The following is a 14,520-nucleotide window of genomic DNA, read 5'->3' as shown; positions in this document are numbered from 1 at the left end:
TTCCTCACGCCTTTATCTGTATTTCTTACACTTGACTCTATATTGATTATGTATATAGCAGTCCTAAATCATTTATGAACAATAAGATCCCCAACTTCTTTGAGAAGTTGAGGATCTTAGCCTCTCGATTTTCACAACTTATTTGGGATTGCTATAGTTGAATGAAATTTAAATGGGACACTATCAGTATCCAGCCCACTCCTATCAACAGAGATTTTTATATTCAGCACCTAATTATTATCATCTTTACGCTTATCGTAAGGCTCACCTGTAAAAGGTTGCACGCCTGTAGCAGGATAAGCGTCATCATTAGGTCCAAAAATCCGCATTGCAGCTTCAGAAATATACTTGGTTATGTTCGCAATAATTTGGGAAATAGCCATAATATTGGACTCCTTTTTCGAGTCGTTTGAATTGTGCTATCTATACTCTAATACTGATATTCAATGCTGGCTCTTATTCTCAATATATTGAGACTATATGCAATGTTTATTCAGATAACTTTGCAATACTTTAGCTTGTGATAAAAACAAATTTTTCCCTTTGATTCTAATTGTAACATAGTTGTTTCTCCAACCCCATTTGGGAAAATAGCGAAGCAAAACAAAGGATATTGTTTCCCTTCATTTGCCGCCTTGTCCATTAACATTATTGCTAGCTATTACTATTAAAAAACATTAAGTATTTTATGAAGTTAGTATTAATTTGCCTATCAATCTACTGTTATATGGCAATCTCAGACAATATACTTGCAGGGAGTTGACATTATTTATGGTAAATATTACCATAAATAAAAGAAGCATCTTGTAAGGAAGCTCTTGCATGACAACTTTGCCAGATTTGGACTATGTATATAAACAGCAAAGCCAGCAGAACCAGGAACTAAACCTTTCTGCCGATGACTACAGCTTGCTGACCGACCTTTACCAGTTAACGATGGCAGCTTGTTACACAGGCGAAGGTATCGAACAACGACGGGCCAGCTTTGAATTGTCTGTCAGACGATTGCCAGAGGGTTTTGGTTATTTAATTGCAATGGGGCTAACGCAAGCATTGGAATATTTAGCCAAAATCCGCTTTAGTTCCGCGCAAATTGCGGCGTTACAAGCAACGGGAATTTTTGCTCATGCAAGCGATCGCTTTTGGTCACTTTTAGCTGAGGGGAAATTTACTGGTGATGTTTGGGCAGTACCAGAAGGGACAGCTGTGTTTGCCAATCAACCACTGTTACGAGTGGAAGCACCCCTTTGGCAAGCACAATTAGTAGAAACTTACCTTTTAAATACGATTAATTACCAGACTTTGATTGCCACAAAGGCAGCACGGTTAAGGGATGTAGCGGGAGAATCAGCAACACTTTTAGAATTTGGCACCAGACGAGCATTTAGTCCCCAAGGATCTTTATGGGCGGCGCGGGCGGCGTTGGCGGGTGGGTTAGATTCAACCTCCAATGTGTTAGCAGCGCTACAACTAGGACAACAGCCAAGTGGTACGATGGCGCACGCCCTGGTGATGGCGCTGTCAGCAATAGAAGGCACTGAAGAACAAGCCTTTAGTGCATTTCATCGATATTTTCCGGGTGCGCCGTTACTGATTGATACTTACGATACCGTTGCTGCTGCCCAGCGCTTGGCTGAAAAAGTAAATTCCGGGGAAATGCAATTAACAGGAGTGAGATTGGACTCAGGAGATTTAGTTACCTTATCAAAGCAGGTGCGATCGCTCCTTCCTGGTGTGCCAATTTTTGCTAGTGGCGACTTGGATGAGTGGGAAATTGCCAGATTAAAAGCTGCTGGGGCGCAAATTGATGGTTACGGATTGGGAACGCGATTAGTTACAGGTTCGCCTGTAAATGGAGTCTATAAACTTGTAGACATTGATGGTATCCCAGTGATGAAGCAGTCTAGTGGTAAAGTTACTTATCCAGGGCGCAAGCAGATTTTTCGTTCGTTTACGGGAGGTAAGGTAAAAGCAGACAGGTTAGGACTCTTAGGTGAAATTCCTTTGAACGAAGAACCTTTGTTGCAGTTAGTAGTGCAAGAAGGTGAACGGGTGCAGCCGTTGGAGTCGTTGGCAACAATTCGTCAGCGTACAGCAGCCTCAGTTGCCAGTTTGCCACAACAAACACGGCTTTTGGATCATCCTGTAGCTGTAGAAGTGGAGATTTCTGAGGCGTTACAGGTGTTGACTGAAGAGACTGAGAAACGAACCGTAGAGGCACAGAGAAGCCAATGCGTTGGGCGGGTTCCCCGACTTGAAGCACCTGGTACAACACAGAGGTAAGAAGTACTCTTTCAGTCTACGAATTACGAATTACGTTAGCGCAGCGTTAGCGAGTCCTCGAGCGTCATTACGAATTATTATGAGAGTTGCTTTGTTTGGTACTAGTGCCGATCCACCAACTGCGGGACATCAAAAAATTCTGAGTTGGTTGTCTGAGCGTTATGATTGGGTAGCGGTTTGGGCGGCGGATAATCCGTTTAAGTCTCATCAAACACCCTTAGAACATCGGGCGGCAATGTTGCGACTGTTGATTGCGGATATAGACGCGCCAAGGCACAATATTGCTTTGGAACAAGAATTAAGTAGCTTCAGAACACTGGAAACAGTAGAAAAAGCCAAGCTTACTTGGGGTGAAGACGCTGAATTAACGATGATTATTGGTTCAGATTTACTGAATCAGCTACCACGTTGGTATCGCATTGAAGATTTGTTACAGCAAGTGCAACTACTGATTGTACCCCGACCCGGATATGCCATAGATGAGTCTAGTTCAGAGGTAGTACAAAAGCTGGGAGGGAAAATTGCGATCGCTAGTCTGACCGGTCTAGATGTTTCCTCAACAGCGTACCGCGAACATGGAGATCCCCAAGCCCTCACAGCCCCTGTAGTTGCCTATATTAATCGAGAGCATTTGTACGAATGCCAGGACGTTCACCAAAAAAGATACCAACTCCGTTAAACCAACAACCTTTGGCCGATTTCAAGGTTGGTGTTGATAATGTAATTTTTTCTGTAGATACTGTACAAAATCGGCTGTTAGTTCTACTCGTAATGCGACAGCAAGAACCATTTTTAAATCATTGGAGTCTTCCCGGTACTTTAGTGCGTCCGGGAGAGTCTTTAGAGGATGCCGCCTATCGCATTATGGCAGAGAAAATTAAGGTCAACAATCTCTACTTAGAACAACTCTATACATTTGGGGGGCCGAATCGCGATCCACGGGAAGCAACTGATAGTTATGGTGTGCGTTATCTATCAGTTAGTTACTTTGCCCTAGTGCGATTTGAAGAAGCCGAATTAATTGCCGATCGCATGACTGGTATAGCTTGGTATCCAGTAAAACAAGTGCCGCAGTTAGCTTTTGACCATAATGAAATTTTGGCTTATGGACACAGGCGATTACGAAATAAATTAGAGTATAGCCCGGTGGCTTTTGAAGTCTTGCCAGAAATGTTCACCTTGAATGATTTATATCAGTTATACGCCACAGTTTTAGGTGATAACTTTTCCGATTATTCTAATTTTCGAGCGCGTCTACTCAAGTTAGGTTTTTTATGCGATACCGGAATTAAGGTATCGCGGGGTGCTGGTCGTCCGGCTAGTTTGTATAAGTTTGATGCGGAAGCTTTTGCTCCCTTAAAAGATAAACCCTTGGTGTTTATTTAACCAATCACTTTACAGAGTCCAAATTCCTGTAATACCTTTCGGTTAAGATCCCCCCGCCTGTGGCGACCCCCTTAAGAAGGGGGTAGAAGAAAATTATAAGCCCCTCTTTTTAAGGGGTTCGGGGGATATTCAAAATATTAAAACGTTAACCGAACCGTATTGCAAAGTCAAAAGTCATAACTGACTCTTGACAAATGACAAATGACCAATGACTAATGACAAATAATATGAAAATTGCGATCGCTCAAATTAATCCTACTATTGGTGATTTGCTTTTAAATGCCCAAAAAATCCTAGAGGCGGCACAACGCGCAGCATCTAGTGGTGCGCGTTTGTTGTTGACACCAGAACTTTCTTTGTGTGGCTATCCACCAAGAGATTTATTACTAAATCCTAGTTTTGTGGAAGCGATGAGCATCACTTTACAAAACTTGGCTCAAGATTTACCACCAAATTTAGCTGTGTTGGTAGGAACTGTTGAACCGAACCCCAATGCACATATTAGTGGCGGTAAAACCTTATTTAACAGCATGGCTTTGTTAGAGAATGGCCAGGTTAAGCAAGTTTTTCACAAGCGACTTTTGCCTACTTATGATGTATTTGATGAACGTCGCTATTTTGAACCAGGGTTACAAGCTAATTATTTTACTTTAGATAATATCGATATTGGCGTAACTATTTGCGAAGACTTATGGAACGATGAGGAATTTTGGGGCAAACGGAGTTACGCAGTAAATCCAATTGCTGACTTAGCAATTCTGGGTGTAGATTTGATTGTCAATTTGTCTGCTTCGCCCTACACAGTCGGCAAGCAACAGTTTCGAGAAACAATGCTCAGTCATAGTGCAGTGCGTTTTCAACAACCGATTATTTATGCTAACCAGGTTGGCGGAAATGACGATCTAATTTTTGATGGGTGTAGTTTTGCCTTAAATCGTCAAGGTGAAATTATGTCTCGCGCCCGTGGCTTTGATACCGATTTAATGGTGGTTGAATTTGATGAGGTAGAAAGCGATTTACTATTAGGTTCTGTAGCACCTGTCTATGAATCAGAAGATGAAGAAATTTGGCAAGCTTTGGTTTTAGGAGTGCGAGATTATGCTCGTAAGTGTCGCTTTTCTAAAGTAGCGTTGGGTTTAAGTGGCGGGATTGACTCTGCAATAGTAGCCGCGATCGCAACAGCTGCACTTGGTAAAGAAAATGTCCTTGGTGTCCTCATGCCTTCCCCTTACAGTTCGGAACATTCCATCAGTGATGCTTTGGCATTAGCTGAAAATTTGGGGATTAAAACTAATCTTTTACCAATTGGCGAGTTGATGCAAGGCTTCGATCAAACATTAGGTGATTTGTTTGCAGGTACTGAGTTTGGATTGGCTGAAGAGAATATCCAATCTCGGATTCGCGGTAATTTATTAATGGCGATCGCTAATAAATTTGGCTATCTGCTTTTATCTACAGGTAACAAGTCAGAGATGGCTGTGGGTTACTGTACTCTTTACGGCGATATGAATGGTGGGTTAGCGGTAATTGCAGATGTCCCGAAAACTCGTGTGTATTCACTTTGTCATTGGTTAAATCGCAATAATGAAATCATCCCGCAAAACGTCTTGACTAAAGCACCCAGCGCCGAACTCAAACCAGGCCAAGTGGATCAAGACTCTCTACCACCTTACGAAATTTTGGACGATATTTTACAACGCCTGGTTCACAACCACCAATCAGCAGTGCAAATTGTCGCAGCCGGTCACGATGCGGTGATTGTAGACAGAGTAATCCAAATGGTGGCGAGGGCTGAATTTAAACGGCGACAAGCACCCCCAGGTTTAAAAATAACCGATCGTGCCTTTGGAACTGGTTGGCGAATGCCAATTGCTAGTAACTGGGTTGGTATCAAAAAGGCTTACCAGGCTAAAACTACAGCTACACCTAACCTTAGTTTGTTGTGATGGACAAGATGCTCATCCGCAAATCAAGTAATTAGTTATCAAACCTCTTCCTGCCTTGAACTTTTATTAAAGTCTGTCCCTCTCCGCATCGGAGAAGGACAGGTTTTGCGTAGTAAAATCTTTTTTATTAGGCTGATTCAACTTGATATGAGCGCAGCAGATTTATTCCTAACCTTGCACAAGCTATCTCGTGCAGATAAACTCAAGGTCATGCAGTTCTTAGTTCAAGAATTAGCGACAGAAGAAGAAATATTGTCGTTACAGGCAGGGGTCACTTATCATGTGTGGTCTCCCTATAATTCCCATGAAGCTGCTAATAAACTAGCTGCACTGCTAGAAGAAGACAGGTAAACGATGATGCGATCCGAGCGCTTCACCTCAAAGCTTCATCATTCCACCTCTGAACTCGAAACTTGCACCTTTGAACATGAGTTGTCGAGTTAAAAGAGCGATCGCTAGACCTTTAACCCTCGAAGTTGCGCCTTTAACCCTCGAAATTGCACCTTTTATCCTCGAAGTTGCGCCTTTTATCCTCGAACTTGAGCCTTTTATCCTCGAAGTTGCACCTTTTATCCTCGAAGTTGCACCTTTTATCCTCAAAGTTGCACCTTTAACCCTCATCATTCTGCTTCTGAACTTAAAGCCTACATCTCAGAACAAAAATTATCGAGTCAAAAGGGCGTAAGTCTAGCCAGTTGGAGACATTGCTCAATCTCTAAACCCAACCAATAGGTTATTTTTACTCATCTAAACGCTGTGCGATCGCATTCAGCAATATCTCAAAGTCTGATTTGCTGTGAATATCAGGGGTAAGCGTGTTCATATCTTTTAGCAGGTTAGTCAGTTCTGCGATCGTGTTGCGAATCTCGGTGTATTGGTCAATTTCTTCTCGAAATCCCTGTAAATTAGCTGCATTAACGCCTTTCATCCCTTCATCTAATTCTTTAATTTCGTCTTCCCAATGCTTAATATATTTAAGTCTGGCAACAGGTTTATAAATTTGGGCATCCGCTAACACAATCGGGAAAATTCGATTATAAAATTCACCATTTTTAGCAATTTGCACTAGCTCAAACATACAATTGGGAGATTTTAAATACTTGTCGCTAATAACTGCGATCGCGCATTTACCGCGTCCAATCCGTTCCATGAAGGCTTTAATTAGTCCTTTGTACCCCAAATCGCGTTTATCCCTGATGATTTTGATTCCTTTTGCCTGCAAAGTCTCATCTAATTGATTGACAAATTGCTCACTTTCTCCGCCCCAAGCATAAGAGATGAAAATTTCCTTCTCGAATTCCATTGCAGATTGACTATCCATGATAGGTTTTTCTTCTTGATTGCTATCTCGTAACCGATGCGTCAATAATTCATCTCGCTTTCGTTCCAGTTCGTTTTGCAACTGTGCAACCTGGGGGTTGAGTTCCTTATCTGGTCTATCGGATTGGAACATGACATCATCAATTAACCTGCGGACATCCACCATTTGGCGGGTTTTCCTGCATTGAATCAGGTAAGCACCATCATCTAGGAACTCATGCAGTTCGTTCAGAGGATAACTATAAGGAGTTTGGCTTCCTTCACATTTTTCGCAGTTACAAGGAACTAGGGTTTGATATTGCAAACGTTCATAAGAGTTGTGGATTTTTTCGAGTTCGTGGGTGATGACTGCCATCAATTCTTTTTTACGGTTTCCGGCTACACGGATTTTAATTTCCCGTTGATTGTAGTTTTCAATGATTTCTGCACGAGTTTGGTCTTTGTTGAGAACAACACCGTTTTTCCAAACGAGTTTTTGCTCTTCAATCCAAGGGTGTGTCTCAACAATAAAACGGGTGATAATGCCTTTGGGCATGAATGTATAGGTGTAGCGCAGGATTATATTGTTGCGATCGTCCCAAGTATAATTAGCTTTTTCAATGGAGAGCAATTGAGGCGCAATATAAATGTCACGGCGGCCAGGAATTTCGTAGCAAAGCTTGAACCGCATCATTAATTGCAGGAGTTCATCTTGCATATCTGCATATTCGCCGTCTTGCCAAATATCTTTGAGGTTTTCTTTGGTAAAACAACCTAGCTTTTGCTTGACAGTTTGACTGTCCAAAACTTTGTAGACGGCAGTTGTCCCCCATTCCGGTTTGAGGATTACGTAGTGTTTGAGTGTAGAATCGTCTTGAAAGTGGAGGCAAACGCCGAGGTCATGTAAATAGCTACTCAAGCGCAGCATATCTTTACGGTCAGTTAAATTATTTACTCGGCAAAGGTTACAGTATTCTTCAAAGCTGATGTAATTTCGGGAATCGTTCTCTAGGGCTGCTCTGACTCTTACCCAGAGTTTTGGTAGAGGTGTACCAACATGGTCAAGATTGCTGATGTATAGCTGAATAGCATCTTTAATCTCTGCTAAACCGCGATTAGTATCTAAATTGGTTGCCAGTATTTTCTCTAGATTGCTGAATTCTCCTCGTAACTGTCCTTCATCGACTTCGCACTGACGGTCTTGTTTTTCGTTTTTGATGATGATAACTGGACTCTTGTCGCTCAAGAGTTCGACAACCTTCAGCCACCAGTAAAAATCAGTATTTTCTTTGCGAGTATCGGCAACTAAGGCATATAGAGAACGCTTGCTGAGGAAAAACTGATGGGTTTCGTGGTAGATTGCCTGACCGCCAAAATCCCAGATGTTGACGCGAAAATCTTTGCCATTTGGCTGTGTAAAGTACCACTGGATCACCTCAATGCCTTCAGTTGATTTTTCATTCGTCTGGAGTTTATAGTTTTCGTCTTTGATTTTCTTGGCTAAAGAGGTTTTACCAGCTCCTCCTTCGCCAATAATCAAGAATTTTGCTTCGTAGAATGGTTCGGTTTCGGCTGGATCTTGCACCCGAAAATAGAAATCGAGAATTTCATTCACATCGCCTGGATCTTCGGATAAATTCTTCGACCCCAAAATCTCTGGTGGAATAGGGATTGGATTTCTACGAAGTTCCAATTTTTCCAGGTTTGACAGTTGCCTGATTTCCCTTGGGAGACTGCTCAGTTGATTGTTGTAGAGATTAAGGGATTGCAGGTTGGTGAGTTGGCTAATTTCCGGTGGCAGACTGCTCAGTTGATTACTGCGGAAGTCGAGGGATTGCAGGTTGGTGAGTTGACTAATTTCCGGTGGCAGACTACTCAGTTGATTACCGTCGAGGTCGAGGGATAGCAGGTTGGTGAGTTGGCCAATTTCCGGTGGCAGACTGCTCAGTTGATTACTGCGGAGGTCGAGGGATTGCAGGTTGGTGAGTTGGCCAATTTCCGGTGGCAGACTGCTCAGTTGATTACTGCGGAGGTCGAGGGATTGCAGGTTGGTGAGTTGGCTAATTTCCGGTGGCAGACTGCTCAGTTGATTGTTATAAAGGTTAAGCGATCGCAGGTTAGTGAGTTGGACAATTTCCTCTGACAGACTGCTCAGTTGATTACTGCGGAGGTCAAGGGTTTGCAATTTGGTAAGTTGAACAATTTCTGGTGGCAGACTGCTCAGTTGATTTTTATCGAAGTAGAGGTATTGTAGGTTGATGAGTTGTCCAAATTCCGGTGGCAGGCTGCTTAGTTGATTGTTGTGGAGGTTGAGAGTTTGTAAGTTAGTGAGTTGTCCAAATTCCGGTGGCAGGCTGCTTAGTTGATTGCTATAGAGGTAGAGGGATTGCAGGTTGGTGAGTTGTCCAAATTCCGGTGGCAAACTGCTCAGGTGATTGTTGTGGAGGTAGAGGGATTGCAGGTTGGTGAGTTGTCCAAATTCCGGTGGCAAACTGCTCAGGTGATTGTTGTGGAGGTAGAGCGATCGCAGGTTGGCGAGTTTTCCAAATTCCGGCGGTAAACTGCTCAGTTGATTACTCATGAGGTTGAGCGATCGCAGGTTGGTGAGTTGGACAATTTCTGCTGGCAGCGTTGTTAAGCTTTTCCCAGAAAGGTCTAATTCTGTTACCTTGTCTCTGGCAGCTTGTTCAATAATTTGCAGCAGTTCTTCGTTAGTCATTTGGGGTTTTACAGAGGCGATGTCTGACGATGAGTTGCTGCTTAAACGCGCAGCAGAGAAATTGAGCTAATTAATAATGTAGCTTGTATGAAGTATTGCATTGAAGCAATGTGCGATCTAGCAGCCAGAGAATATTTTTCACATCTTCCAGCACAACTTTATACTCATTATTTTTATGTATATCTTCTAAAAATTACGGAAGAAATTTCATATATATTCCCAATAAATAGTTTTTTCTTGAGTATCATCTCTGTGAATTTTTGCGTACCCAATCATAAATTAATAGTAAAAATTGTGACATTCTGCTTTAGACTGGAGTATTGTTTCAGACAACATCAATTTTTAAAATGATGTTTATACTTAGAAGTAAGTAAATGAAGACAGGTGCATAATGAAACTACAAGATTTCTTGGGAAAAGATGAGAAATGGTCATTTGATGCGATCGCTGAGGATGCAGACTTGGCTCGTCAGATTCAGATAATATTAATCGGCTTAGTTTTGCTGGAACCTCCAGCCGATGGCAAATTTGGCCCTGTTTCTGTGATAGCTCTCAAAAAATTTCAAGAATTAACAAAGACTGAAGAGATTGGCTTTTTAGGCGCAGTCACAGCCAAGGAACTGATTGAAACCAAAATAGACGATCTTCCTAAACCCCCCTTAAAACTAGGCAATGACATTGCTAGTAAGATTGTGAAATATATGCTAGCCAAAGGTTATCAGGTATTTACCAATCCCAAAGAATACAATATTGTTTATGTAGAAGGCATAGATGCAGACTGGACTCTCAACAGTGATACACCCAATGAATTTAACGATCGCCGGATTGTGATTGAAGTAGTAAATGGTGTTCCCAAAATCGTAGACCACTGGGAAGCAACTACAGAACCAGGAAAGTATTACACTTATAACCCGATGAATCCCAAAGGAGCCGCTAGGATTCAGTTTGGGCAATACAAAGCTTGGGCTGTTGGCACTCACGGCACAGCAGAGCCTCACGAAGCATTAGTGCAAGTTGGAGATATAACAGTTTGTAGAGATTTCAACCAAGATTTTAAACGGACTGGCGACAAACTTGATACAGGTGATAATTTTTACGTTAATCAACACTACGGCTTTGATTTTCCCCGGAATGATATTCGCCTTGCTAGTGCAGGTTGTTTAGTAGGACGAACCCGTGAGGGACATAGAGAATTTATGGCGATTGTTAAACAAGACCGCCGTTATGTCGCTAATCGCAAATATACTTTTTACGCTACCGTGATTCCTGGCGATGATTTACTAAAAACGTTTCCAGGATAAGGCAGGATAGCACAGATATGCTATCCCAATTTTTCTAACTTTGTTCTTGTGGTTGCCCTATCTGTGCTGTCAGCTTCTCTTTATCTTGTCTACGTTTTTTGGCGTAAAGTTGAATAGTGACTGCCATCAAAATAATCATGGCAAAAATAGCCCAAGCAGCGATATCTGTAGGGAGATTATTCTTAAATACAGCCAGCAAAACGATCGCTACTAACATAACTGTAGGTGCTTCATTTAAAGCACGCAATTGCTGACCACTCCAGCCACATTCCCCTACTGCTAACTTCTTCATCAGCCGAGCGCAGTAATGATGATAACCAATTAAAATAGCAACAAACAGCAGTTTTATATGTAACCAGCCCTCTTTTAAAACGTCTGGTTCAGTGGTTACTAAACCGATAGCCATTGCGATCGTTACATACATTCCGGGATTCGTGATGATGTAGTAGAGACGCTTTTCCATAATTTGATATTGATTTTTCAATATCGTTTGCGCTGGCTCAGGTTCAAGGTTCGCTTCAACGTGATAGATGAAAAGGCGTACTAGGTAGAACAAACCGGCAAACCAAACTACAAATCCGACAATATGAAATGCTTTAAACCAAGAATAAGCCATGAATACTCATCTCCTTTACTTGTGGTTGTGAACCATTTTTAGTGATAATAAAAAGTTCACAAATGTAGTCTGGAATAACATTATAAGTCTGGCAAAGATCCAGAATTTATTTCTTTTCCACAGATAAATCACCAGTGTTTATCTGTGGTTTCATTTTTATAATATCGATTTTTGCCAAAGGTATATTGTCAATGAGCATCTTTACGACGCACAAAGGGTAAAAGGTCTTCCAAAATCACCTCGTGGTAATGTTCTTGAGGATAATGTCCAACGTTATTAAGTTTTATTAATTCGGTATTTGGTGCTAAATCTGTAAATTTTTGGGCAACGTCTACAGATAACCAAGGGTCAATTACTCCCCATTGAATCAGAATTGGCTGTTGCCATTCTTTAAAACCAGATTCAATTTCGGTCATTGCTGAATCAAGCTGTAAATTGCGAATACTTGATAACAGACTCCGCCCAGATGAAGAACTTTTCAAAAATGGTTTTCGATAAATATCTAATTCCTTATCTCCTATGCGATAACGGCTACCACCTTCTAGGGTTCGGTCAACTAATAAAGGGTCTTGAGTCATTACTTCACCTACCAAAGGTAAACCCATTTGTTTAATTTTCCAGGGTAATTTGGCAGCAGTTGATATTGGTGTATTTAAAATAGCTAAGTTGGCAATTTGTTCTGGATGACGCAAAGCATATTGCAATCCTACAGAACCTAAAAAGCCTTGGACAACTAAAGAAAAATGTTCAAGTTCTAAAGCTCTGACAAATCCTTCTAAAGCTGTGATAAAAGCATCGGGAGTATAAGCAAAATCTCGTTTTTCTGGTTTTGCAGAAAAGCCGTAACCAATCCAATCTGGTGCGATCGCTCTTGTACCCTGATTCGCTAGAGCCGGTATAATATTACGCCAACTGTAACTTTGTGAAACTAAGCCGTGTAACAACAACACAGGCGCTAAGTCAGTTCTGCCGATTGGTAAAGATTCTCGATAAAACCATTCCAGTGAATCTACATTGATTTTATGTTCTGTTATTGACACGTTATATTCCTATATTGGTCATTTGTCATTTGTCATTGGTCATTTGTCATTAAGTCAAGAGTTAGGAATTCTTCTTCTGCTCCCCTGCTCCCTCATCCCTCTATTCCTTGAGAAATAATCATCTCACGAATCGCATAAGCTGTGGCGGGTGCTAGTAAAACGCCATTGCGATAGTGTCCGGTGGCTAGGAGGATGTTACTAAATCCTGGCAACTTACCAATAACTGGGGCTGGACGACCTTCAGGACGGGGACGTAACCCTGACCAAGTGCGGAGAATTTTTGCTGTGGCTAATTCTGGGCAAAATGCGATCGCTTGTTCTCTAACAGATTCCAGCAGTTCTTGATTTGGCGGTATCTCATCGCCATTGCTAGGAAATTCCACAGTTGCGCCTACCCAATAATCTCCGCCGCCCACAGGAACAATATGAACATCGTTACCCGTTATCGCTGGCTGGAAGTCAGGATTGCCTAATGGATGCCCTACACTCATTTGTAATGCTTGCCCTAGCACAGGGCGGATATCAATTATCTGATTTAATTTTGCCGTCAGTGGTGTTGAACCTAGCCCTGCTGCGACTACAAACCAATCGGCGGTGATTTTTCCTTCTGTAGTCTCAAGTTGATGGCAAAATTCAGGTGTTGAGGTTGAAGCATCCAAAACAGTCACGCCAAATTTGAAAGTTACACCATTTTGCTGGGCAGCCTCAACTAAAGCTAACGTCAGGGCAGTTGGATCAAGCTGGCGGTCTTGGGGAGAATAGACAGCGCCAGTAATTTTTTCACAATCCACTTGAGGACAGATATTCTGGAGTTTAGCCGTATCCCAAATCTCTAAATGCCAGCCTTGAGAGTGGCGAACTTCTACAAGTTTTTCCCATGCTGCTAAATTCTCCTCTTCCAAACCAAGACTGAGAATTCCCTGACGGTTAAAAGGGATTTTGCGACCTGTTAAAGCTTCTAGTTCAGGAATCAAAGTTTCATAGCGTTGGATGCTGGTTTGTCGCATCTGCCAAGCTTTGCCCTTGATTTTTTGGCTGATTGCGCCCATCAAAACGCCAAGTGCAGCGCCCGTAGAAGCTTGGGCTGGTGGTTGGCGATCGCAAACTGTAATTTTCAGCCCTTTTACTAGACTCAGTTCGTAAGCGATCGCAGCCCCAACCACACCACAACCGATAATAACTACATTCATAACTTGTGTTTCAAGTGAGTAGTTAGAAGTGAGAAGTTAAAAATTCTTAATTCTTAACTCCTAACTCCTAACTCTTAACTCCTAACTTTCTTCTGTTTTCGGAAGCAGTTGGAGGAATTTGTCAATCTCTGCAAAAGCAGCTTGGGATTGATTCAAGGCAACTAGAGGATTGCCAGCACTAGTAGCTTTATCAAGCTTAACCAGGTCTGTAAAAAAATCTCGCGTTATTTGACGTGCTTTGGGTTGGTCTTGGGGTAGAAGGTTAGGAGTGACATAAGTCAGATTCAGCTTTGCTTCTGTTATCGGGCCATGTATAAAGTTACGCACATTGATCCAATCACCTTTTTTAATCAGGGTTGTCAACTCTTCTGAGCGATCGCGCACAGCCTGAATTTCAGGAACATAAGCCTGAATTTTTTCAAGTTGTACTGCTGTGTAAGTCGGAGGTGCGATCGCAACACCAGGGCCACCACAACTAATCAGGAATGTGGCCAATAGTACTAGGAAAAATGAAAAAATCGAGCGTTGACGCACCATATATTGAACTTAATTGCTTTTGGTTTACCGATTCACAGTGTCATTTTAGATCGCTAGCGCAGTCAATCGTTCCTGTCAGCCAAGGATTTTGCAGAAAATCTTGATATTTTCTCCAAAGAGCAGAGTTCCGTCTGCTTTTGAGTAATTTTTAAGTACAATTACTTAATAGGTGTTAGGCAGTCCCAACAAGAAGCGATTTTTGGC

At 42.0% G+C, this 14,520-nt stretch carries 13 protein-coding genes; 7 read left to right on the top strand and 6 right to left on the bottom strand.

All coding sequences use genetic code 11. The annotated features are described in order from the left end of the window. Nucleotides 1-230: 230 nt before the first annotated feature. The gene (locus V7K69_RS20840) at nt 231-383 is read right to left on the bottom strand and encodes a hypothetical protein (RefSeq protein WP_335037754.1); all 153 of its coding nucleotides are present in this window, start codon (nt 381-383) and stop codon (nt 231-233) included. A 439-nt stretch (nt 384-822) separates the two neighbouring features. On the opposite strand from V7K69_RS20840, the gene V7K69_RS20835 reads away from it, so the two are divergent. From V7K69_RS20835 to V7K69_RS20810, 6 genes are all read left to right on the top strand, one after another. Then, nucleotides 823-2,283, top strand: a complete 1,461-nt coding sequence (locus V7K69_RS20835; protein WP_335037751.1) for a nicotinate phosphoribosyltransferase — start codon at nt 823-825, stop codon at nt 2,281-2,283. Between the two features lie 79 nt (nt 2,284-2,362). Further along, complete coding sequence (locus tag V7K69_RS20830; protein WP_335037748.1) at nt 2,363-2,962, top strand: nicotinate-nucleotide adenylyltransferase; 600 nt, start codon at nt 2,363-2,365, stop codon at nt 2,960-2,962. Next, nucleotides 2,923-3,669, top strand: a complete 747-nt coding sequence (locus V7K69_RS20825) for an NUDIX hydrolase (RefSeq protein WP_163929288.1) — start codon at nt 2,923-2,925, stop codon at nt 3,667-3,669. Before V7K69_RS20830 ends, V7K69_RS20825 begins: the two co-directional genes overlap by 40 nt. Before the next feature lie 227 nt (nt 3,670-3,896). Next, nucleotides 3,897-5,615 (top strand): NAD+ synthase, encoded by a 1,719-nt coding sequence (locus V7K69_RS20820; RefSeq protein WP_335037794.1) that lies wholly within the window; start codon nt 3,897-3,899, stop codon nt 5,613-5,615. Nucleotides 5,616-5,762: 147 nt separating this feature from the next. After that, nucleotides 5,763-5,966, top strand: coding sequence for a hypothetical protein (locus V7K69_RS20815; RefSeq protein WP_335037791.1), 204 nt, complete (start codon nt 5,763-5,765; stop codon nt 5,964-5,966). A gap of 76 nt (nt 5,967-6,042) precedes the next feature. Beyond that, the gene (locus tag V7K69_RS20810; RefSeq protein WP_335037744.1) at nt 6,043-6,300 is read left to right on the top strand and encodes a hypothetical protein; all 258 of its coding nucleotides are present in this window, start codon (nt 6,043-6,045) and stop codon (nt 6,298-6,300) included. A 54-nt stretch (nt 6,301-6,354) separates the two neighbouring features. On the opposite strand, the gene V7K69_RS20805 is transcribed toward V7K69_RS20810, so the two are convergent. Then, the gene (locus tag V7K69_RS20805; protein WP_335037742.1) at nt 6,355-9,633 is read right to left on the bottom strand and encodes a leucine-rich repeat domain-containing protein; all 3,279 of its coding nucleotides are present in this window, start codon (nt 9,631-9,633) and stop codon (nt 6,355-6,357) included. A 391-nt stretch (nt 9,634-10,024) separates the two neighbouring features. Between V7K69_RS20805 and V7K69_RS20800 the strand changes: the two genes are divergently transcribed. Further along, entirely contained in the window at nt 10,025-10,933 is a 909-nt protein-coding gene (locus V7K69_RS20800; RefSeq protein WP_335037739.1) for a peptidoglycan-binding domain-containing protein, read from the top strand. A gap of 34 nt (nt 10,934-10,967) precedes the next feature. Here the strand turns inward: V7K69_RS20800 and hemJ are convergent, their stop codons facing one another. From hemJ to psbQ, 4 genes are all read right to left on the bottom strand, one after another. Further along, on the bottom strand, nt 10,968-11,549 hold the full coding sequence (gene hemJ, locus V7K69_RS20795; RefSeq protein ID WP_114085322.1) for a protoporphyrinogen oxidase HemJ: 582 nt from the start codon (nt 11,547-11,549) through the stop codon (nt 10,968-10,970). 188 nt (nt 11,550-11,737) lie between these two features. Then, nucleotides 11,738-12,589, bottom strand: coding sequence for an alpha/beta fold hydrolase (locus tag V7K69_RS20790; protein WP_335037735.1), 852 nt, complete (start codon nt 12,587-12,589; stop codon nt 11,738-11,740). A 92-nt stretch (nt 12,590-12,681) separates the two neighbouring features. Further along, nucleotides 12,682-13,779 carry an NAD(P)/FAD-dependent oxidoreductase gene (locus V7K69_RS20785; protein ID WP_335037733.1) on the bottom strand — a complete coding sequence of 366 codons (1,098 nt, stop codon included), beginning with the start codon at nt 13,777-13,779 and terminating at the stop codon, nt 12,682-12,684. 81 nt (nt 13,780-13,860) lie between these two features. Beyond that, entirely contained in the window at nt 13,861-14,316 is a 456-nt protein-coding gene (psbQ, locus tag V7K69_RS20780) for a photosystem II protein PsbQ (RefSeq protein ID WP_335037731.1), read from the bottom strand. Between the last annotated feature and the right edge of the window lie 204 nt (nt 14,317-14,520).

The sequence above is a fragment of the Nostoc sp. genome (assembly GCF_036917775.1).
In the GTDB taxonomy this organism is placed as follows: Bacteria; Cyanobacteriota; Cyanobacteriia; order Cyanobacteriales; family Nostocaceae; genus Nostoc.
This window is presented reverse-complemented; position numbering and strand designations above follow the sequence as displayed.